Origin of the sequence: Bradyrhizobium forestalis (assembly GCF_002795245.1) — a bacterium.
Lineage (GTDB): Bacteria > Pseudomonadota > Alphaproteobacteria > Rhizobiales > Xanthobacteraceae > Bradyrhizobium > Bradyrhizobium forestalis.
Genome location: NZ_PGVG01000005.1, coordinates 265090 through 286171, shown reverse-complemented (window position 1 = coordinate 286171; position 21082 = coordinate 265090). Strand labels below are relative to the sequence as shown.

The following is a 21082-nucleotide window of genomic DNA, read 5'->3' as shown; positions in this document are numbered from 1 at the left end:
CCGACAAGAAGGAAGAAAGATCGAAGAAAAAAGGACGGCGCCGAAGCGGCCAAAGAAAAACCGCGCTGCCATCTGCTGACAGCGCGGCGGATGACCTGCCGAAGCCTACTTCGCCATCATCGCCTTCTGCGATTTCATGTAGTGCATGCAGGCGCTCTTCATCTTGCCATTGCTCATGTCGGCGTTGGCCATGGCCATTTCCTTGTTGGACGCCATCTTGGCCGGGGTATCGGGCGTACCGCCCATCGCGGCGGCGGACTTCATCATGTTGTCCTTGGTGCACGCCATCATCGCCGCGGATGCGGGTGACAGCGAAAGTGTGAACGCGACAAAGGCTGCGGCCGTGAGCAAGGTCTTCATCGAAACGTCTCCTCAAGTAAAACGAAACCGGCGTCATGCCGGCCTTCGCAATTACGCATTCTCTCGCGCAGACGTTTCGCGGAGAAGACAATTTTCATGTTGCGCTGCGAAGGCAGGGGCTTTCAGCGGCCGTCTTTCGGCGCCTTCGACCGGTCACCGAGGCTTCCGGTCGCGACATCCGGCTCGCACACGGCCTTGCCACGTCCCTCCGCCTGGCAGCGATAAACGCTGCCGGTGAGGCGGTCGACCAGCCACATGTTTTCCTCGGTCGGCCCTTCAAGCCCGACATAGCGGGAGGTCAGCCCCGTGATCAGCGTCGACAGCAGGATTGCCACCGCGATCATCGCTGCGCCGATATAGATGGGCATTGAGCTCAGGGACACTGTCCGATCCGGCGGGCCACTGCGATAAAGTTGATAGTCAGTTGGCCTCGGCACTGGACGGAACTCGGCTCCTGTCGCGGACGAATTGTCGAATGATCGAAGCGTGCTAGGCGGCCTTCTGGACGAATTCTTGTTCGCGGGCGGGCCGGGAGGCGACGCCTTTGCGACGTTCACGCGGGTTTCCCGGACCCCCTGCCGGTTCGAAAGCAAACTGCGAACGATCGAACCGGACCAGAGTGACCTCGGCTCGCAGTTTCGAATGTGATCAAGATCACATCAGCTCCGTTGAACCTGCCCTAGGCTCGCAGCATCAAATTGCCATCAGGCGTAACAGCGAGGATACGACAATGACCCGTTTTGATAAGTTCTTTGGGCTGAAGGCGATTACTCTCTCCACGGCCCTGTCGATGACGGCGAGCCTTGCGCTGGCCGGCGACAACAACATCTCCGCCGGCCAGATCATCGATGCGCTGAAGCCGAAGCCGGCGACCCGCGGCCTCTCCGTCGGTCCGCAGGCCGACACGACCGCGCAGGCCAAGGAAGCGACCTTCCTGAACACCGTGCGCAACCGCTCGACCCGCTCGCTCTCGACGGGCGAGCGCGAGCAGATCGCCGAGTTAGCTGCGACCAAGCCGAAGATCGATCTGGAGATCCAGTTCGACTACAACTCGGCCGACATCGCCAAGACGTCGGTGGCCTCGGTGCAGGCGCTCGGCAAGGCCTTGTCCGATCCGGCGCTCAAGGGCTCGACCTTCGTGGTCGCCGGCCACACCGACGCGATCGGCGGCGAAGAGTACAATCAAGGGCTCTCCGAACGGCGCGCCGACACCATCAAGAAGTACCTGATGCAGAACTACGGCCTCAACGGCAACGATCTGGTCACCGTCGGCTACGGCAAGACCAAGCTGAAGGATACCGTCAACGGCGCCGCCCCGATCAACCGCCGCGTCCAGGTCGTGAACATGGACACCAAGACCGCGGCGAAGTAACTCGCGGTCGTCGGGCAAAATACGCCGCCTGCCGCAGCCCGGCAGGCGGCGATGTCATATCCAGCTCTGGAACAGCATCAGGCGGCCGAAGGTCCGCATGGACGTGCCGATGAATGCTGCGGAAATCGGCAGCATGATTGCAAAGCCGGCCGCGGCGACGCCGACATAAGTCCACAGCAGCCAGCGCGGCAGCCCTTCCCGGCGCAGCACATAGACCAGCGCCAGGGACGCCGCCGTGGCGGCCGGCAGGTAGTAGTAGATGAAGCCCAGGGTGCGCGGCAGCAACGCCCAGGCGAGCCAGGGGCCGAAATAGAATGCCGCGATCAGGAACGCGTCCCAGCGCCGCGCCACGATGAAATCTCGCAGCACCACGACGAGCGCGAGCAACGCCGGCCATGCGACCAGCGGATTGCCGAGGAAGACGATCGCAGCGACGTTGTCCTCTGCGGTCTTGTCGAACAGGAACCAGACCGGGCGCGCGAGCAACGGCCAGGATGGCCATGCGCTCATATAGGTGTGGCCGGCGATGGCCGTCGTGGTGTTGTCGGCAAAGATCCGCCGCTGCGCCTCGATCAAATCCGGCAGCGACAATCCGTAGAGCGGGACGAAGGCGGCAAGATAGGCCACCGTCGGCAAGACGGCGAAGCAGAGCGCTATATGATGCGGCTTCAGGCTTGGCCAAAGCTCCGGCCGATACCAGTCGTCCGGCTTCGCGTCGGAGAACAGCGTATGCCAGCCCTGCATCAGGCGGATCACCGCAACGATAACGATGCAGACACCAAGCGGAAACAAGCCGCTCCATTTGCAGGCCGCCGCACAGCCGAACAGGCTGCCCGCGAGCGCAAACATCGCCTGCGGCCGCTCTCTGCGAAAACCATGCATGAAGGCGGCGGTCGCGAGCAGGCCGAAGCCGAGCGCAAAAATGTCCAGCATGGCGATGCGCGCCTGCACATAGACCATCTGGTTGAAACCAGCGATCAGCGCCGCCGCGATCGCGGGCCCTTGTGCGGAAAACAGCGCGAGGCCGCACAGATAGATCGCGACGATCGCGAGCGCGCCGAACACTGTCGCGGGATAACGCCAGCCAAGCGCGTTATCGCCGAAGGTTGCGATCGATGCCGCGATCAGCTCCTTGGCCAGCGGCGGATGCATCGGATTGAGCATCGGCTGCGACATCACGGGAGCCAGCATCTGGCGCGCCGCCGGCACGTAGTGCACCTCGTCGAAGACGAATTTTTCCGGCGTGGTGAGTCCGATCAACAGCGCCAGATGCGCGATCAGGAAAATCGCGACAGCAATCACTGCGCTCCGCGACATCATCGGAACCGCGGCTGTTTCAAGCGACTTTTGTGGGGACGTTTTGCGTGGCAAATCTGCTTCACCGCGGAGAAAAACAGGGACGGCACTTTTCATTGAACGCATTCTGCCGCAACTGTCACTAAGCATAGCGCACGTCCCGCGCCGCTTGTGATAATTTCGCCACATCGCAAACGAGCGCGATCCGGTACGATCAGGGACACATCGATCGGTTGCGAAATGAATTTGCGTTTTTGGCTTTTCCCCATCCTGTCGACGGTCGCATTGTGTGCAAGCCCTTGCGCGCAGGCGCAGACACGCGTCGGCGAAGCCGTCGTGATCCAGAACGAAGTGGTGCGCGTCGCCGCGACCACGACGCCGATCAATGTCGGCGACAGCATGCTGCGCGACGAGACCGTGCGCACCGGCGCCGACAGCGCGGCGCGTTTCGTGATGGCCGACAGCACCAACCTGTCGCTCGGGCCGAGCGCCACGCTGAAGCTCGACCGCACCGTCTTCAACGACGAGCACAGCTACCGTGACGTCGCGATCCGCATGACCACCGGCGCCTTCCGCTTCGTCACCGGACACTCCGACAAGGCCGCCTACAAGATCACGACGCCGCTCGCGACCATCGGCGTGCGCGGCACCACGCTCGACATTCTCTCGCAGCGCGGGCGCTCCGTGGTCGTACTTCAGGACGGCGCGGCCAGCGTCTGCACGAAGAGCTCTCAGTGCGTGCAGCTCACCCAACCCGGCGACACCGCAATCATCACCTCGACCGGCGGCAAGGTGAGCATCACCAAGACCAACACGCCGCCCTGGACCTTCGCCGCCAACTGCGCCGCGAGCGCCGGGTTGTGCGCGGTCAACCAGTACGCCGGCGCCTCGCCGACCATCACGCCCGCCGTCCAGGACGAGGGCATGCTGTGCGGGCGGTGACAATGGCAAGATTCGACGTCCGGCACCTCAGCCTCGCCGCTGCGCTGACCGCAACTGCGGCGCTTGCGCTTGTCCCGTTGAATGCCCGCCCGGCGGCTGCGCAGGCATCGGAGTGCGGGTCCGAGTGCGGTGAGCCAAATCCCAGTCCGTCTCCGACCTATTCTCCGTCGCCGTCTCCGTCACCCACTCCGACTCCCTCCCCGTCGCCGAGCCCCTATCCGTCGCCTTCACCGAGCCCGTATCCTCCGCCGTCGGGACCGACCGGTGCGGATTCCAGCGGCAATTCGATCGGCGGCCTCGCCAATCAGCGCTTCAACCAGATGATCACCAACCGGGTGCTCGGCACGGTGCTGCTCGGTGTCAACGAGCAGATCAATTGCAGCGATTGCATCAGCGCGTTCGGCTCGGCCGGCTCGTTCTCGGCCGGCATCCACGGCCGCAAGGAGCTGACCAACAATCTGTCGCTGCTCGCCGGCATCGCCTACACGCAATACAACGAGGGCGGCTACAAGATCACAAGCGCACCGATCGGCGCTTTTGCGCTACGCTATGACTTTACCGACTGGGGCTCGTCGCGCCCGTTCTTCGATGTCGGCACCATCCTGACACCGTGGGAGAAGGCGCGCTACACGCGCAGCTACAGCACCAGTCTCGGCCCGGTGAGCGTGACGAGCTCGACCAATGCATCGAACTACGCGGTCTACGGCCGCGCCGGCTGGATGAGCCGCCTCTCGCCGCGCGACGAGGTCGCGGCCTCGATCGAGGTCTGGCAGCTCTGGCAACGTGTGTCGGGCTATACCGACAGCGCAGTGGCCTTCAATCCATTCGACGCCAGCATCGCGACCGGCACCGACCGCACCAGCCTCGTAAAGATCGGCGGCCAGTGGACGCATCTGTTCGGCAGCAACATCGAGACCAACATCAATGGCGGCTGGGTGCAGTCCTTCGCCGGCCATAGCGGCATCGTCGCCACGGTGACCGGCAACGGCGTGGTGGTGCCGACCATGGGCAACCAGGGCTGGTTCGAATATGGCGGCCGCCTCGGCTTCCGCGTGCAGAAGGGCTGGATCGTGGACCTGTTCGCCAACGGCACGCTGGGTCCGCAGCCGGTCGGCAACACCATCCACGGCGGCGTGGGGTTGAGGATCAATTATTAAGCGGGCCTTTCAAATTCCCGTTGTCATGCCCCGGCTCGACCGGGGCATCCAGTACGCCGCAGCTTCTCGACTCAATCACTGCCGTCTCGGAGTACTGGATCGCCCGGTCAAGCCGGGCGATGACACCGAGTATGTGGAGAGATTACAGCCCTCTCACGCCGCCGACTTGCCCTCGAACGCGCGGCGCAGGGCTTCGACGTCCAGCTTCACCATCTTCATCATGGCCTGCATCGCGCGCGCCGCTGCGGCCTTGTCCGGGCTCGACAGGAACTCGAACATCACTTTCGGCACCACCTGCCAGGCCACGCCCCAGCGATCCCTCAGCCAGCCGCACTGCTCCTCCTTGCCGCCATGGGCGAGGAACGCGGTCCAGACGCTGTCGACCTGAGCCTGGTCGTCGCAATGGATCATCAGCGAGATCGCGTGGGTATATTCCATCTTCATGCCGCCGTTGAGTGCGACCAGCGGCTGGCCGGCCACCGTGAACTCGACGACGAGCACGGAGCCTTCCTTGCCGGAGGGGCCGTCCGAAACGTTGCGCTGGACGTGCGTGATCTCTGAATTCGGGACCAGCGAGACGTAGAATGTTGCAGCGTCCTCGGCATCGCCGTTGAACCACATGCAGGGCACGAGCTTGGACATCGTGAATGCTCCTCTTCAGATCGTCTGGGCTTGGGTCAGGCGCTCGCCATGTCGGGCTGCAGAGGCGCGGCCGAAAGATCCATCCAGTTCACGCCCCACATATGCCCATCGGGATCCTCGAAGCTGCGGCCGTACATGAAGCTGTATTCGTCCTTCGGACTGGGATCGGCCACCCCGCCCGCGACCACGGCCTTGCCGACGATATCGTCGACCTCGTTGCGGCTGTCCGCGGACAGGCAGAGCAACACCTGGCTCGAGGCCCTCGCATCGGCGATCGGCCGCGGCGTGAATTGGCGGAATTTGTCGTGGGTCGCCAGCATGACGAAGATGGTCTCGGAAATGACCATGCAACTCGTCGTGTCGTCGCTGAATTGCGGGTTCCTGGCCGCGCCGATCGCCTCGTAAAAGGCGGTAGCGCGCTTGACGTCGGTCACCGGCAGGCTGACGAAAATCATCTTGGGCATCGGAAGCTCCTTGGGCGGGGTTCTGCCCAAGGACGGATGGCTCGACGGCCATCCGACACCGCTTCCGGATATTTTAAAGGCCGCGCCTGCGTGGTTCTGTCGCACAGAACCAGCAGGCCTCTCGGGCAAGCCTTACTTCTTCTCGTTGGGATCGCGGTGCACCGGGTCGATCCACAGCACGGTCTCGGGCTTCTCGACCGGCTCGATGTCGAGATTGATCGCCACCGCCTCGCCGTCGCTGCGCACCAGCACGCATTCCAGCACCTCGTCCGGGCTGGCATTGATCTCCTGGTGCGGCACGTAGGGCGGCACGAAGATGAAATCGCCGGGGCCGGCCTCCGCGGTGAACTGCAGGCTCTCGCCCCAGCGCATCCGCGCCTTGCCCTTCACCACGTAGATGACGCTTTCGAGATGGCCGTGATGATGCGCGCCGGTCTTGGCATCCGGCTTGATGCTGACCGTGCCAGCCCACAATTTCTGCGCACCGACGCGCGCGAAATTGATGGCGGCCGCGCGATCCATGCCGGCCGTCGACGGCACGTTGGTGTCGAGCTGGTTGCCCGGAATGACGCGCACGCCATCATGCTTCCAGCGCTCATGATCGTGGTCATGGTGGGAATGCGAATGATCATGGCCGGTCATGGGGCTTGCTTTCTGTTGGTTCCGTGCGCGGCAAACTAACCTAAAGCCGCCTCCGCAAGCCATACCAAAATCGAAGCCCTCGTAGCCGCCAGACGTTGCCACTGAAAGCGAAAAGACCGGCCCAACGGGCCGGTCTTTTTGTTTGTGCTTTTGTGGGCACCGCCCCTGAGAATCTCGAGATTCCGGGTCTGGTCCTTCGGACCATCCCGGAATGACGGCTGCGCCGTTATTTCACCGCGAGCAATTCCACGTCGAACATCAGCGTCGCGTTCGGCGGGATCACGCCGCCGGCGCCGCGGGCGCCGTAGCCGAGTTGCGGCGGGATGATCAGCGTGCGCTTGCCGCCGACCTTCATCGAGGCGACGCCCTCGTCCCAGCCGGCGATGACGCGGCCCTTGCCGATAGGAAACTCGAACGGCTCCTTGCGGTCGACGGACGAGTCGAATTTCTTGCCCTTCTGACCGTTTTCATAGAGCCAGCCGGTATAGTGCATCACACAGATCTGACCGGGCTGCGGCGAGGCACCGGTGCCGACGGTGGAGTCGATGATCTGCAAGCCTGAAGCTGTGGTCATGGTCTTTCCTGCGGTCTGGGCCGAGGCCGTGGTGGAAACGAAATCGGACACGTTGGCGATCACCGTGATCGCGAGTGCCGACATGATAGCGAGGAGCACGCGCTGGAAACGCTGCATAAGACACCTTCCATTTGAGGCGGGAGGTGTCTAACCCAACGCCGTCGCCGTTTCCACCCCTTTAGACCTCGATATTTTCCAGCCGAACCGGCAGCTTGCGGATGCGCTGTCCGGTGGCGTGATAGATCGCGTTGCAGATCGCGGCATTGGTGCCGACATTGGCAAGCTCGCCGAGGCCCTTGGCGCCCACCGGGTTGATGCGATCGTCCTGCTCGGAGAGCATGATCACCTCGACGCCGGACACATCGGCATTCACGGGCACGAGATAGTCGGCAAGATTGTCATTGACGTAGCGCGCATTGCGCTCGTCGATCTCGGTGGCTTCCAGCAGCGCCGAGGACATGCCCCAGATCAGGCCTCCCATCAGCTGGCTGCGTGCGGTGCGCGGATTCATGATACGGCCCGCCGCGAACGCACCGACCAGGCGGGGGCAGCGGATTTCATGCGTGAAGCGGTTGACGCGGACCTCGACGAACTCTGCGCCGAAAGCGTAGGCGATCTGGTCCTTCATGGCATGACCGCCGACGAGCCGTACCTGCCCGTTGTGCATGGCGCGGAATGAATCCAGCGGCGCGCCTTCCGGCTTCCACTCGCCATATTCCTCGACGACGCCGACACCGAGCGCATCGAAGGCCTTTTCGAGATCGAGGGACCGATCGCCCTTCGCCGCCCGGGTCGACGGCGCCGGGCTGATGCCGACAGTCTCCTTGGCCTTGTCGGTGAGGCTGTCGCTCGGCATCACCGCCTTGAACAGGCGCTGTCGGATCTGATCGCACACCATCATCACCGCCGAGCAGGTGCTGGCGGTCGAGTTCGATCCCCCGGCAACCGGCGCGGGCGGCAGATCGCTGTCGCCCATGAAGACCGCGACCTTCTCGAGCGGCACGCCGAGCCGCTCGGCCGCGGTCTGGGCGATGACGGTATAGGCGCCGGTGCCGATCTCGTGGCCGGCGATCTCGACGCGGGTGCGGCCATCGCGCTGCAGGCGCACACGCGCGGCGGACGGCCCCATCTGGGTCGGATAGCAGGTGGCGGCGCAGCCATAGCCGATCAGCCAGTTGCCGTCCGACGTCGATTTCGGCTGCGACGAGCGCTGCGACCAGCCGAACGCCTTGGCGGCTTCGTCGAAGCACGCCATGAGCGATCGCGACGTGTAGGGCTTGCCACCAATCGGCTCGTTGGTGGCATCGTTGATGCGGCGAAGCTCGATTGGATCCATGTTGAGCTTCGCTGCCAGCTCGTCCAGCGCGCTCTCCAGCGCGAACAGATACGGCACCTCCGGGGGCGAGCGCATGAAGCCGGGCGTGTTGCGATCGGCGCGCACGATCGAGACCAGGCTGTCCACGTTCGGGCAGGCATAAAGCCGCGTCGTCGTCTTGGTGCCGCCGACGCAATAGGCGTCGGGGCGCGAGGAGACTTCAGCCCCCTCATGCCTCAAAGCGACCAGCTTGCCATCCCGGCTTGCACCAAGCTTGATCTCATGCCGCGTCTCGGCGCGGTAGGTCGCGATGGTGAAGCCCTGGTCGCGGGTCGGGACCAGCTTGATCGGGCGGTTCAGGCGCTTGGCAATGCCGGCGATGATGGCGGTCCGCGGTGTCATCGAGCCGCGCGAACCAAACCCGCCGCCGACATAGGGATTGACCACGCGCACCTTGTCCGCGTCGATGCCGAGCTGCTCGGCCACGCCGTTCTTCAGGCCGTAGACATACTGACTGCCCTCGTAGATGACGAGATTGTCGCCCATCCAGGCGCAGCTCGTCGTGAACAGCTCCATCGGATTGTGGTGCTGGGTCGGCGTATCGTAGGAAGCGGTGAGCTTGACCTCGGCCGCATCGAACGCCTTGGCGAAGTCGCCGACCGCAGGATCTTCCTTGAATTGCGCATTCTGTCCCTTGGCGGCTGCCATGGTCGTTCCCGGCGAGTCGAAGCTCGCGCTCGGCGCCGCCGCGGTGTAGCTGACCTTGATGCGGTTGGCGGCCTCGCGCGCGGCCTCATAGCTCTCCGCGATCACCACGGCGATGATCTGGCCGTCATGCGCGATCTCGGCCGATCTGAGCGGCTGGATCGTGGTGCCGGCATAGCCGCCGTTGCTGAAGAGTTTCGATTCCTTCAGTTTCGGGGCGTTCTCGTGCGTGACGATGTCGATCACGCCGCGGACGCGCCCGGCATCGTCGAGATCGAAGCGGTCGATGCGCCCCTTGGCGATGGCGCTGGTGACCAGGAATGCGTAGGCCGGATTGTCCAGCGGCATGTCGGAGGCATAGGTCGCCCGCCCTGTGACCTTTGCGGCTGCATCATAGCGCGGCACGGATTGACCCATATTCGTCTTGGGCTCGGGAGCTGCGGCGGTCATGGTCAGATCTCCATCGTTACGGCCTGCTGGAGCGCGCGTGCCACCACTCGCTTGCCGAGCGCGATCTTGAAGCTGTTGTGCCGGCGGCCGCGGGCGTCCGCAAAGGCGGCATCGGCGACGCGCTGCGCCAGCGCTTCGTCGAACCTGTGTCCCTTCAATAAAGCCTCCGCCTCGCGCGCCCGCCACGGCACGGTGGCGACGCCGCCGAGCGCGACGCGGGCGTCCCTGATCGTGCCATCCTGCACGTCGAGCGCTATCGCAGCCGACGACAGTGCGAATTCGTAGGATTGCCGGTCGCGCGCCTTGAGATACACCGAGCGCGGCCAGCGTCCGGAAATGGAGAACGCCGAGATCAGATCGCCGGGCTGAAGCGCGGTCTCAATGTCGGGCGTACTTCCCGGCGCCTTGTGAAGCTGCGCGAACGGCATGCTGCGCGTACCGGCCTTGCCCGTGATCTCGACCGTTGCATCCAGAGCGATCAATGCCTGGGCAAAATCACCAGGATAGGTCGCGATGCACTGATCGGAGGTACCGAGCACCGCATGCATGCGATTGACGCCGTCCATTGCGGCGCAGCCGGACCCGGGATTGCGCTTGTTGCAATTCTCATAGGAGACATCACGGAAGTAGTTGCAGCGCGTCCGCTGCATCACGTTGCCGCCGAGGGTTGCCATGTTGCGCAGCTGGGCGCTGGCGGCGAGCTTCAGCGAATCCGCGATCACCGGATAGCTGCGCTGGACCTCGGCGTGCGCAGCGACGTCCGACATCTTTGCCAGCGCGCCGAGCCGCAAGGCATCGCTACCCGGCTCGATCGCCGACCAGGCGTGCGCCAGCGGATTGATATCGACGATCGCAGTGGGCCGCATCACGTCGAGCTTCATCAGATCGATCAGCGTGGTGCCGCCGGCAAGCGGCTGCGCTGTCGCCTTTGTCAGCGGAGTATTGGTCGCGGCGGCGCCGAGCGCCTGCACGGCCATGTCGGGGTCTGATGCTCTCTGGTACGAAAACGGTCGCATGCGCCTAGCCTTTCATGATCTCGGGCGCGGCCTGCTTCACGGCGGCGACGATGTTGGGATAGGCCGCGCAGCGGCAGATGTTGCCGCTCATATATTCGCGGATGTCGGGCTCGTTTCCCGCATGTCCCTCCCTCACGCAGGCCACGGCAGACATGATCTGGCCGGGCGTGCAGTAGCCGCATTGGAACGCGTCGTTGTCGATGAAGGCCTGCTGCATCGGATGCAGGCGGTCGTCGGTGGCGAGGCCCTCGATGGTCGTGATCTCCTGCCCTTCGGCGGCGAGCGCCAGCGTCAGGCATGACACCACGCGGCGATCATCGATCAGCACCGTGCAGGCGCCGCACTGGCCGTGGTCGCAGCCCTTCTTGCTGCCGGTGAGCTTGAGATGTTCGCGCAGCGCATCGAGCACCGTGGTGCGCGCATCGATGCTCAGGCGCTTGTCCTTGCCGTTCACCCGCAGCGTGACCTCAACGGGAAGCGACGGATTTTGCGCGACGGTCTCACTCGCATCTTGCGCAGCCGCACGCGCCGTCATCGGAACCAGTACACTTCCGGCGGCACCGGCCATGAAGGCGCGCCGATCGAATCCGGATGGTCGGGAACTTGATTTGTCGGACATGGGCCGGCCTCCGCCGCTATCTAGAAAAGCAGCGCACGCCTGCACCGCTCATCGGCCCATAACTTGGAGCAATGAGCTCCGTTCCGAACGAGAAAGGGCGGCGCAGCAAATGCCGCGCCGCCCTTCGTCAACTTTTCCTGATCCTGCGCGAGGAACCTCGCAGCGGAGATCAATAGCCCAGCGCGCAGCCGTCCTTGCGCGGATCGGAACCGCCGGTGAGCGTGCCCTTCTCCCAGTCGATCCAGATCGCCTGAGCGCCGCCGAGCGGACCGACCACGCTGGTGGTCTTGTGGCCGATCTTCTTCAAACCTTCGACGATCGCAGCCGGCACGCTATCCTCGAGCTGATACTGGCCCTCGTAGTGCAGGCCGCGCGGCATGTCGATCGCCTCCTGCACGTCACAGCCATAGTCGAGGATGTTGGTCAGCACGTGGGTCTGGCCGGTCGGCTGATATTGTCCGCCCATCACCGCGAACGGCATCACCGAACGGCCGCCCTTGGTGAGCAGGCCCGGCATGATCGTATGCAGCGGGCGCTTGCCGCCCTCGATGCAGTTGGGATGGCCGGGCTGGATGCGGAAGCCGCCGGCGCGGTTCTGGAACAAGACGCCGGTCTTGTTGGAGACGATCGCCGAGCCGAAGGAATGCGCGACCGAGTTGATGAACGAGCAGACGTTGCGGTCCTTGTCGACCACCGTGATGTAGATGGTCGAAGGATTCATCGGCGGGGCGACGTTCGGCAGATCGAGCATGCCGTCCATGCGGGTCTTGCTGATGTATTCGTCGGCAAATCCCTTTTCGAGCATCTCGGCGACGTTGATCTTCATGTGCTCGGGGGAAGCGACATGCATCTCGCGATTCATGTAGGCGATGCGCGCGGCTTCCGCCTCGAGATGGAAGCGCTCGACGCTCACGGGCGCATACTTGCTCAGGTCGAAGCGCGACAGGATGTTGAGCATCAAGAGCGCGGTGACGCCCGGGCCGTTCGGCGGGCACTGCCAGAAATCGTAGCCCTTGTACATGGTGCCGATCGGCGTGGTCACTTCGGTCGTGTGCGCGGCGAAATCGTCGAGCGTATGCAGACCGCCGATGCCCCTGAGGGTCTCGACCATGTCCTCCGCGATCTCGCCCTTGTAGAACGCGTCGCGGCCGTCCTTTGCGAGCGCGCGCAGCGTCTTGCCGAGCTCGGCCTGGCGGATGACGTCGCCGGCCACCGGCGGCTTGCCGCCCGGCAGCAGGTAGCGCACGGTGTTGGTGCCGTTTTTCAGCTTCTCGAACTGGTTCTTCCAGTCGAAGGCGATGCGGGGGGCGACGACATAGCCTTCCTCGGCCGCCTTGATCGCGGGCTGGAGCAGGCGGTCGAAGCCGAACTTGCCGTGATCGCGCAGCACGGTCGCAAAGGCGTCGATCACGCCGGGGATCGAGACGGCGTGCGCGGAGGTCAGCGGCACCGAATTGATCTTGCGTTCGAGATACCAGTCGGCATTCGCCGCCTTCGGGGCGCGGCCGGAGCCGTTATAGGCGATGATCTTGCCTTCGCCGCGCGGCTGGATCAGCGCAAAGCAGTCACCGCCGATACCGGTCGATTGCGGCTCGATCACGCCGAGCAGGGCCGAACCCGCGACGGCTGCGTCCACTGCGGTGCCGCCCTCTCGCAGCACCTCGATCGCGGCCAGCGAGGCCTGCGGATGCGAGGTCGCCACCATCGCATTGGTGGCGTGGACCGTGGACCTGCCGGGGAAATGGAAGTTTCTCATCGAATGTCTTGCTCTCGTTAGGCTTTCTTGGCCGTGGATGCGCGCGCCGCGCCGTCTCGGAAAAACCGGGTCTACATGACACATTCCGGCGGCCCTCGGCAATGCTGGCATACCAGGGAAATGGCAGCCATCCGCTGGGCGTATAGACCTTTTGCAGGCTCTCGCGATGCGGGTTTTCCAGGCGCCGGCCGCCTGCTAAACGAGCGGCCATGACTTCCAAGAATACGGCTTACAAGGTCTGCGCCTTCTATCAATTCGCCGCCCTGCCCGATTACCGCGAGCTGCGCGAGCCGCTGCGCGCGTTCTGCGCTGGCCTTGCGCTGAAAGGTAGCGTGCTACTGGCCGAGGAGGGCATCAACGGCACCATCGCGGGCGCGGCCGAGGCGATCGACACGTTCGCCCACGAGCTCGCACACGGCGACATGTTCGGCGGCCGGCTGAACAATCTCGAATTGAAGTTCTCGACTGCGGCGGCGATGCCGTTCGGCCGACTCAAGGTGCGGCTGAAGAAGGAGATCGTCACGCTGGGCGATGCGGCCGCCGATCCGACGCGCCAGGTCGGCACCTATGTCGATGCGCGCGAATGGAACGCGCTGATCGCTGCCCCAGGCACGCTGCTGCTCGACACCCGCAACGCCTTCGAAGTGGCGATGGGCACGTTCGAGGGCGCGGTCGACCCCGGCATCAAGAGCTTTGGCCAGTTCAAGGAGTTTGCCGCAGCCAGCCTCGATCCGGCCAAGCACCGCAGGATCGCGATGTTCTGCACCGGCGGCATCCGCTGCGAAAAGGCGAGCGCGCACCTGCTCGCCCGCGGCTTTGCCGAGGTCTACCACCTCAAGGGCGGCATCCTGAGATATCTCGATGAGGTGCCGGAGGCGCAGAGCCGCTGGCGCGGCGAATGCTTCGTGTTCGACGAGCGCGTGGCGCTCGGCCACGGCTTGCGCGAACGGGACAAGGACGCGGCACGTGACGAATGAGATCAAGACGCTGAGCGAGCGCATCGACACGCTGGAGGCGCGGATCGCCTACCAGGACGACACGATCGAGACGTTGAACCAGACCATCACCGCGCAGTGGAAGCAGATCGACACGCTGACGCGGCAAATCGCGCAGCTCAATGAGCGGCTTCAGGAGGCCGAGGCAAATGCGCCGGGGCCCGCCAACGAGCCTCCGCCGCATTATTGAATTCTCGTGCCCCGGGCGCAGCGCAGCGCGCTTTGCGATGCGCTGCTGAACCGGGGCCCATCATTGCGGCAAGATAAGTGCTGGGTCCCGGCTCAGCGCCGCAGCGTTTCACGCTGCGTCGCGTCCGGGACACGTAGCTGTTGGGCCGGCTCTTACTGGCCTGACGCCTTGGGCAGCAGGGTCATGACCTCGCCCGACATCGTCAGGCGGTCGCGGCCGGCATCCTTGGCGGCGTAGAGCGCGCGATCGGCGGCCTCCACCAGCGCGGCAACCCCTGCGGTTCGCTCGAACGTCGGCCGGCAGGCCGCGCCGCCGAGCGAGGCGCTCACGCGTCCCGAAATCGGGCTCGAGGCGTGGACGAGGCCCGCCCGGTGAACGGCGTCGCGGATTCGTTCGCCGACCCGGGCGCAGCTGGCGGCATCGGTATTCGGCAGCAGCACGGCGAATTCCTCGCCGCCATAGCGCGCCGCCAGATCGCCGGCGCGGTGCGCCTCGGCCGCGATGATCTTTGCGATCCGGCGCAGGCAGGCATCGCCCGCGGGATGGCCGTATTCATCGTTGTAGGCCTTGAAGTGGTCCACATCGATCATCAACAGACCAAGGCTGGAGCGGTCGCGGTAGGCCCGCGCCCATTCCTCCTTCAGCCGCTCGTCGAAGCGGCGGCGGTTGGCGAGCCCGGTGAGGCTGTCCTCGATCGCAAGCGTCTCGAGCCTGGTTTCCAGCTTCTTGTGCTCGGTGATGTCGCGGGAGATCGCGACCACGCCGTCGATGCGGCCATTCTCCTTGCGCGTCACCCGCATGGTCGATTCGAGCCAGATTTCGCCGTTCTGCCGGTGCGAGTTGCGGTAGGTGAGACGCGCCTCCTCCTTCTCGCCACGCTTCATGGCGTCGACGATCGCCTGGACCTCCGGCAGATCCTCCGGATTGATACCGGCAAGAGCCGGCGTGCCGATCAGCTGATTGGGGCGCCAGCCGACGATGCGGACCGACGAGGGCGAGACATAGCGCAAGCGCTCGTCGAGCCCGATACGCGTCACCATGTCGCTGGAGCCTTCGGCGAGCAGGCGGAAATGCGCCTCCTTGTCGGCCAGCGCGACGGCCATGCGCTGGCCTCGCTGCAGCTGCCGCACCAGCACGCCGCCAATGACCGCGATCAGCATCACCAGCGCGAGCACGTAGAGCATGCGGGAGATCGCCGCCGCACGCCAGGGCGCCAGCAACTCGTCCTTGTCGACGGTGGCGAGCAGGAGGAGCGGGAAACGGCTGCTGCGATTGAAGAAGCTGACGCGCTCGGCACCGTCCAGCGGCGACTTGAAATGATAGGCACCCTTCGGCCGTTGCAGATCCGGCTCGCGGAACAGCGGCTTGTCGGAGACGCTGCGTCCGACGAATGTCTCGTTGCTGGGATTGCGCGCGATGATCATGCCGTCGCCATGCGTGAGCGACACCGAGCTGTTGCGGCCGATCTCGAACTGCTCGTAGAAATGCGAAAGATATTTCGAGCTGATGGTCGCGAGCACCACGCCGCCGAAGCCGCCGTCCGGCTTGTTGAAGCGGCGCGACAGGGTGACGACCCATTCGCCGTCCACGAGGCTCTTCACGGGACGGCCGACATGAGGCTCTCGTTTCGGGGAGATCTGGTGATAACGGAAGAACGCGTCGTCGCTGAGGGTCGAGCCGATCGTACCGGGCAAGGTCAGCCAGTTGCCCTGATCGTCGGTGATGGCAAGGCTGTGAATGCGCTCGATCGCTTTCTTCCGCGTCTCCAGCAGGATGCGCAGCTTCGCGATCGTGGCGGGCCCAGCACCATCCATCTCCAATCGGCTGACCACGCCGACGACGCCGGAATCCAGAAGATCGAGGCTGTCCTCGGCATGCTGTGTCAGCGAACGGGCAACGTTCGCCATCTCCGTCTCGGCACCCTTGAGCACCGCGTCGCGTGCCGCCCATTCGCGCCAACCGCTGACGCCGAGGATGGTCGTGCAGGTCAGCACGACGAAGGCCGCCGCGCGCAGCGGCAGACGGCTCCATCCAGCTCGTTGGGTAGCAGCGCTCATGCGGCAGGGTCCTCCGATCGTTCGGAAACTCTGCCGCTTCTGTTATTGAATTCTGAAATGACTACCGGAATACGTGGCGATCTTCCCGGTTTCCAGTAGTCCTACGGACGCAACGATCTGGGCATCGCTAACAGGACATTAGCACGCCTATCGGAATCCGGCGCGCCCGACGTCGCTAGCTGAAGATGGCCTTAACCTTGTTCCACAGCGAGGGATGCTCGGCATCGGCATCGGCCTTCGAGGGCGTCGGCTGCGCGGCGCTCACGGGATCGGAAGCTGGGAACGTGTCCTCCAGTCCGGCATCGAGCCTGGTGTTGCGATCGGCAGCGCGTGCTTCGCGCGGATCGACGGCGTGCTTGTCGTGCGGAGCGGGATTGAATCTCTCAGCCATGATCTCCTCCATTGGCTGATCAACGCAGCCCGGTTGCGCTGGTTCCCCTGTTCCGCTGAGGGCCGGGGCGGTGTATCAGAGGCCATAACCTTCTGCAGGACCATTCGTGCCCCAGTCTCCGACGAAACCTTTCATCGACGTGCTCTCCGGCCAGCGCCAAGCCGTCCCGCCCATGTGGATGATGCGCCAAGCCGGGCGCTACTTGCCGGAATATCGCGAGGTGCGCGCCAAGGCCGGCGGCTTCCTCGATCTCTGCTTCAACCCGGAGCTTGCCGCCGAGGTGACACTGCAGCCGATCCGCAGGTTCGGCTTCGACGCGGCAATCATCTTCTCCGACATTTTGGTGATCCCCTACGCGCTCGGCCGCTCGGTACGCTTCGAGGTCGGCGAAGGCCCGCGGCTCGAGCCGCTGGACGATCCGGCAAAGGTCGGAACGCTGGCGCCGCACGCCGATCTCGGCAAGCTTCAGCCGGTGTTCGACGCACTGAAGATCGTGCGCAGCGCGCTCGATCCCAGGACCGCGCTGATCGGTTTTTGCGGCGCGCCGTGGACGGTGGCGACCTACATGGTCGCAGGCCACGGCACGCCGGACCAGGCACCGGCCCGGATGATGGCCTACCGGCATCCCGAGGCGTTTTCCAAAATCATCGACGTGCTGGTCGACAGCTCGATCGCGTATCTGCTGGCGCAGCTCGCCGCCGGTGCCGATGCGCTGCAGATCTTCGACACCTGGGCCGGCGTGCTGCCGCCCGCCGAGTTCGCGCGCTGGTCGACCGAACCGACGCGGCGCATTGTGGAGGGCGTGCGCGCGAAGGTGCCCGATGCGAAGATCATCGGCTTCCCCCGCGGCGCCGGCGCGCTGCTGCCCGCTTACGTCGAGGCAACCGGAGTGAACGCGGTCAGCATCGACTGGACCGCAGAGCCGGCCTTCGTCCGCGAGCGCGTGCAGAGCAAGGTCGCGGTGCAGGGCAATCTCGATCCGCTGGCGCTGATATCAGGCGGCGCCGCGCTCGACCGCGCGGTTGATGACGTGCTGGCCAATTTTGCGCAAGGGCGGCTGATCTTCAACCTCGGCCATGGCATCCAGCCGGAAACCCCGATTGCCCATATCGAGCAGATGATCAAGCGCGTGCGGGGCTGATTTATTTCGCCCCTTCGGGCGCGGCAACACAAAACCGCGAAAACAACCCCATGCACAGTAGCCAAGTCATTGAAAAGCTTGGGCTGGCATGACTAGCCCCGCGCGTTTGACTTGTCGGGCAAAACAGGGGCAGGGTGACATGATCGCCGATTGTGATTTCGGCGAGGCTCAGCGCGGCCGGCTGCGCTCGATGATCTCCGCCGCCCCCTTCGCCAGCAAATCCAATGCCACAGCACGGCCGAGCTCACGCGGACGATTGGCCGGACCTGTGCGCGAGGCTTCGATGATAGTGTTGCCGGAGAGGTCGAGCACGGAGGCGGCGAGCGACATCTGATCGCCGGCGATGGTCGAGAACCCCGCCACGGGCGAATTGCAGTGGCCGTTCAGCACCCAGAGCACCTCGCGCTCGGCGTCGGCCGAGGCGTGCGCGGCGGGATCGTCGATCGATGACAGGATCTGCCGCGTCTGCCAGTCCTGCGCGGCGCATTCGACCGCGACGATGCCCTGCCCCGCCGCAGGCAACATCTCGGCCGCTGTGAACTCGTAGGCGATGCGGCTGGCTAAACCAACGCGATCGAGACCCGAGCGCGCCATGATCAGCGCGTCGGCCGGGCCCACCGCGCCGCCATCCGGCAGGCGCTGCTTCTCGCCATTGTCGAGCTTGCGCACGCGCGTGTCGGCGGCGCCGCGGAAGTGGATCACCTCGACCTCCGGGAACAACCGCCGCGCATAGGCGGCCCGGCGCACCGCGTTGGTGCCAATCTTGAAACCCTTGCCGCGCGACTGGCGCAGCGCCTCCAGCGTCACACCGTCGCGCAGCACCAGCGCGTCGCCGGGCGGATCGCGCGACAGCGTGGCGCCGATGACGAGGCCGGGCGTATCCTCGTTGCCCGGCATGTCCTTCAGCGAATGCATCGCCGCCTGCAGCTCGCCCGACAGCACGGCGGCGCGGATCTGCGCCACGAAGGCACCGCCCTTGCCGCCATGCGGCAAGAGCTTGCTGGTCTGGTCGAGATCGCCCGTGGTGTCGAACTTGACGATCTCGACATCGAGCCCGGGCACGGCGGCGGTCAGGCGGCGCGCGATCTCTTCCGTCTGTGCCAGCGCCATGGCGCTCTTGCGTGTGCCGATCTTCAGTCGCGTGGCCAAGCCCGTGTTCCTTCTGAGGCGCGTTTACCGCGCATCCTCCAATATCATGTCGGAGGCCTTTTCGGCGATCATGATGATCGGCGCGTTGGTGTTCCCCGACACGAGGTCCGGCATGATCGAGCCGTCGACGACACGAAGGCCGTCGAGCCCCCTCACCTTCAGCCGCTGACCCACCACCGCGAGCGCGTCATTGCCCATACGACAGGTCGAGGTCGGATGGTAGATGGTGCTGCCGCGCTCGCGGCAATAATCCAGGATCTCGGCATCCGTGGATACCTTCGCCCCGGGATCGTACTCGCTGACCACGAACGGCTTCAGTGCCGGCGCATTCAATATCCTGCGCAGGATCTTGATGCCCTCTACGTTGGTGGTGCGGTCGGCCTCGGTCGACATGTAGTTGATGCGGATCTCCGGCGGCACGGCCGGGTCGGCGCTCTTGATGCGCAGGGAGCCGCGGCTCTCGGGACGGAGCTGGCACACCGAGGCGGTGAAGCCGGAGAAATCGTGCAGCTCCTCGCCCATCTTGTCGGTCGAGAACGGCAGGAAGTGGACCTGGATGTCGGGCGAGGCGAGCCGCGGACTGGTCTTGAAGAAGGCGCCGGCGGTGCCGGCCGCAATCGTCAGCCAGCCCTTGCGGAACAGCGCATAGCGCGCGCCGGCCATGGTGCGGCGGAGCGGATGATTGATGGTGTCGTTGAGGGTGATTTTCTGCGAGCAGCGCATCACGATGCGGACCTGCATGTGGTCCTGGAGGTCGTGACCAACGCCCGGTGCGTCCAGCACCATTTCGATGCCGTGCTTGCGCAGGAGATCGGCAGGGCCGACGCCGGAGAGCTGGAGCAGCTGCGGCGAGTTGTAGGCGCCGCTCGACAGCACGACCTCTCTGCGCGCGCGGGCACGGCGGACCTGCGCGCCTTGCCGGTATTCGACGCCGACGGCGCGGCGTCCCTCGAACAGGATGCGCTGGCCGAGCGCGGACGTCTCGATCTTCAGGTTGCTGCGCGTCTTCGCGGGACCGAGATAGGCCACCGACGTGGAGGCGCGCCGGCCGTTGCGCGTCGTGGTCTGGAACAGGCCGACGCCCTCCTGCGTCGCACCGTTGAAGTCAGGATTGTAGGGCAGACCGGTCTCGACGGCGGCATCAATGAAGGCCTTCGACAGCGGATCGGTCACGATCATGTTGGAGACCGGCAACGGACCACCCGTGCCGTGAAACTGATCCGCACCGCGCGACTGGTTCTCGGCCTTCTTGAAGTAAGGCAGCACGTCGTCATAGCCCCAGCCAGTGTTGCCGAGCTGGCGCCAGCGGTCGTAGTCCTCGTGCTGGCCGCGGACATAGAGCAGGCCGTTGATCGAGCTCGATCCGCCCAGCGTCTTGCCGCGCGGCTGGAACACCTGACGGCCCTTCAGCTCGGGCTCCGGCTCGGTCTGGTACATCCAGTTGACGGACTTCTCCTTGAACAGCTTGCCGTAGCCGAGCGGGACGTGGATCCAGATGTTGGAGTCCTTCGGGCCGGCCTCGAGCAGCAGCACGCTGTGCTTGCCGTTCGCCGACAGCCGGTTCGCGAGCACGCAGCCGGCGGAGCCGGCGCCGACGATGATGTAGTCGAATTCGGGATCGGAGGGCGTGAGGGCGGAATTTGCGTTCATGCGCTACTGTTCTTCTTGTTGTGTGGGCGTTTCCGACTTCACCTCTCCCCGACGGGGAGAGGTCGGATTGCGCTCGGCGATGCGAAGCATCGTCCGTAGCAATCCGGGTGAGGGGCCGCAACGGCAAGTGAGACCGTATCCCCTCACCCGGATCGCATCTTCGATGCGATCCGACCTCTCCCTACGGGAGAGGTGATCC

Annotated in this window: 21 protein-coding genes; 6 read left to right on the top strand and 15 right to left on the bottom strand. The window is 64.8% G+C overall.

Annotated elements, in window-relative coordinates; translation table 11 throughout:
- Nucleotides 1-105: 105 nt before the first annotated feature.
- A complete protein-coding gene (locus tag CVM73_RS09170) occupies nt 106-360 on the bottom strand; it encodes a hypothetical protein (protein WP_100231664.1) in 255 nt (84 codons plus the stop codon).
- A gap of 122 nt (nt 361-482) precedes the next feature.
- Entirely contained in the window at nt 483-728 is a 246-nt protein-coding gene (locus tag CVM73_RS09165; RefSeq protein WP_100231663.1) for a hypothetical protein, read from the bottom strand.
- 362 nt (nt 729-1090) lie between these two features.
- Between CVM73_RS09165 and CVM73_RS09160 the strand changes: the two genes are divergently transcribed.
- Nucleotides 1091-1732: an OmpA family protein gene (locus CVM73_RS09160; protein WP_100231662.1), complete on the top strand. Its 642-nt coding sequence runs from the start codon at nt 1091-1093 to the stop codon at nt 1730-1732.
- A gap of 54 nt (nt 1733-1786) precedes the next feature.
- Here the strand turns inward: CVM73_RS09160 and CVM73_RS09155 are convergent, their stop codons facing one another.
- Complete coding sequence (locus CVM73_RS09155) at nt 1787-3217, bottom strand: phospholipid carrier-dependent glycosyltransferase (RefSeq protein ID WP_100231661.1); 1431 nt, start codon at nt 3215-3217, stop codon at nt 1787-1789.
- 51 nt (nt 3218-3268) lie between these two features.
- Here CVM73_RS09155 and CVM73_RS09150 point away from each other — a divergent pair, with 51 nt between their 5' ends.
- Together CVM73_RS09150 and CVM73_RS09145 are read left to right on the top strand one after the other, a co-directional pair.
- Nucleotides 3269-3970 carry a FecR domain-containing protein gene (locus tag CVM73_RS09150; protein WP_167406728.1) on the top strand — a complete coding sequence of 234 codons (702 nt, stop codon included), beginning with the start codon at nt 3269-3271 and terminating at the stop codon, nt 3968-3970.
- A gap of 2 nt (nt 3971-3972) precedes the next feature.
- Complete coding sequence (locus CVM73_RS09145) at nt 3973-5127, top strand: hypothetical protein (protein WP_167406727.1); 1155 nt, start codon at nt 3973-3975, stop codon at nt 5125-5127.
- 153 nt (nt 5128-5280) lie between these two features.
- Here CVM73_RS09145 and CVM73_RS09140 read toward each other — a convergent pair whose 3' ends face one another.
- The 8 genes from CVM73_RS09140 to ggt all read right to left on the bottom strand — a co-directional run bounded on the left by CVM73_RS09140 (nt 5281) and on the right by ggt (nt 13310).
- Nucleotides 5281-5769: a VOC family protein gene (locus tag CVM73_RS09140; protein ID WP_100231658.1), complete on the bottom strand. Its 489-nt coding sequence runs from the start codon at nt 5767-5769 to the stop codon at nt 5281-5283.
- Nucleotides 5770-5804: 35 nt separating this feature from the next.
- The gene (locus CVM73_RS09135) at nt 5805-6233 is read right to left on the bottom strand and encodes a VOC family protein (RefSeq protein WP_100231657.1); all 429 of its coding nucleotides are present in this window, start codon (nt 6231-6233) and stop codon (nt 5805-5807) included.
- Nucleotides 6234-6365: 132 nt separating this feature from the next.
- A complete protein-coding gene (locus CVM73_RS09130; protein WP_100231656.1) occupies nt 6366-6875 on the bottom strand; it encodes a cupin domain-containing protein in 510 nt (169 codons plus the stop codon).
- Nucleotides 6876-7101: 226 nt separating this feature from the next.
- Complete coding sequence (locus tag CVM73_RS09125; protein ID WP_100231655.1) at nt 7102-7566, bottom strand: FKBP-type peptidyl-prolyl cis-trans isomerase; 465 nt, start codon at nt 7564-7566, stop codon at nt 7102-7104.
- A gap of 61 nt (nt 7567-7627) precedes the next feature.
- A complete protein-coding gene (locus CVM73_RS09120; RefSeq protein ID WP_100231654.1) occupies nt 7628-9919 on the bottom strand; it encodes a xanthine dehydrogenase family protein molybdopterin-binding subunit in 2292 nt (763 codons plus the stop codon).
- Nucleotides 9920-9921: 2 nt separating this feature from the next.
- Nucleotides 9922-10935, bottom strand: coding sequence for an FAD binding domain-containing protein (locus CVM73_RS09115; RefSeq protein WP_100231653.1), 1014 nt, complete (start codon nt 10933-10935; stop codon nt 9922-9924).
- Between the two features lie 4 nt (nt 10936-10939).
- A complete protein-coding gene (locus tag CVM73_RS09110; protein WP_100231652.1) occupies nt 10940-11554 on the bottom strand; it encodes a (2Fe-2S)-binding protein in 615 nt (204 codons plus the stop codon).
- Nucleotides 11555-11723: 169 nt separating this feature from the next.
- Nucleotides 11724-13310 carry a gamma-glutamyltransferase gene (gene ggt, locus CVM73_RS09105; protein ID WP_100231651.1) on the bottom strand — a complete coding sequence of 529 codons (1587 nt, stop codon included), beginning with the start codon at nt 13308-13310 and terminating at the stop codon, nt 11724-11726.
- 209 nt (nt 13311-13519) lie between these two features.
- On the opposite strand from ggt, the gene trhO reads away from it, so the two are divergent.
- Both trhO and CVM73_RS09095 read left to right on the top strand, forming a co-directional pair.
- A complete protein-coding gene (trhO, locus tag CVM73_RS09100) occupies nt 13520-14287 on the top strand; it encodes an oxygen-dependent tRNA uridine(34) hydroxylase TrhO (protein ID WP_100231650.1) in 768 nt (255 codons plus the stop codon).
- Nucleotides 14277-14495, top strand: a complete 219-nt coding sequence (locus CVM73_RS09095; RefSeq protein WP_100231649.1) for a SlyX family protein — start codon at nt 14277-14279, stop codon at nt 14493-14495. Before trhO ends, CVM73_RS09095 begins: the two co-directional genes overlap by 11 nt.
- Nucleotides 14496-14647: 152 nt before the next feature.
- On the opposite strand, the gene CVM73_RS09090 is transcribed toward CVM73_RS09095, so the two are convergent.
- Together CVM73_RS09090 and CVM73_RS09085 are read right to left on the bottom strand one after the other, a co-directional pair.
- On the bottom strand, nt 14648-16552 hold the full coding sequence (locus tag CVM73_RS09090) for a diguanylate cyclase (protein WP_100231648.1): 1905 nt from the start codon (nt 16550-16552) through the stop codon (nt 14648-14650).
- 175 nt (nt 16553-16727) lie between these two features.
- Nucleotides 16728-16943, bottom strand: coding sequence for a hypothetical protein (locus CVM73_RS09085; RefSeq protein WP_167406726.1), 216 nt, complete (start codon nt 16941-16943; stop codon nt 16728-16730).
- A 106-nt stretch (nt 16944-17049) separates the two neighbouring features.
- Between CVM73_RS09085 and hemE the strand changes: the two genes are divergently transcribed.
- Nucleotides 17050-18084 (top strand): uroporphyrinogen decarboxylase, encoded by a 1035-nt coding sequence (gene hemE / locus CVM73_RS09080; protein ID WP_100231646.1) that lies wholly within the window; start codon nt 17050-17052, stop codon nt 18082-18084.
- Nucleotides 18085-18252: 168 nt separating this feature from the next.
- Here the strand turns inward: hemE and hemC are convergent, their stop codons facing one another.
- Nucleotides 18253-19233: a hydroxymethylbilane synthase gene (gene hemC, locus CVM73_RS09075; RefSeq protein ID WP_100231645.1), complete on the bottom strand. Its 981-nt coding sequence runs from the start codon at nt 19231-19233 to the stop codon at nt 18253-18255.
- 24 nt (nt 19234-19257) lie between these two features.
- Nucleotides 19258-20883, bottom strand: coding sequence for a GMC family oxidoreductase (locus CVM73_RS09070; protein WP_100231644.1), 1626 nt, complete (start codon nt 20881-20883; stop codon nt 19258-19260).
- Between the last annotated feature and the right edge of the window lie 199 nt (nt 20884-21082).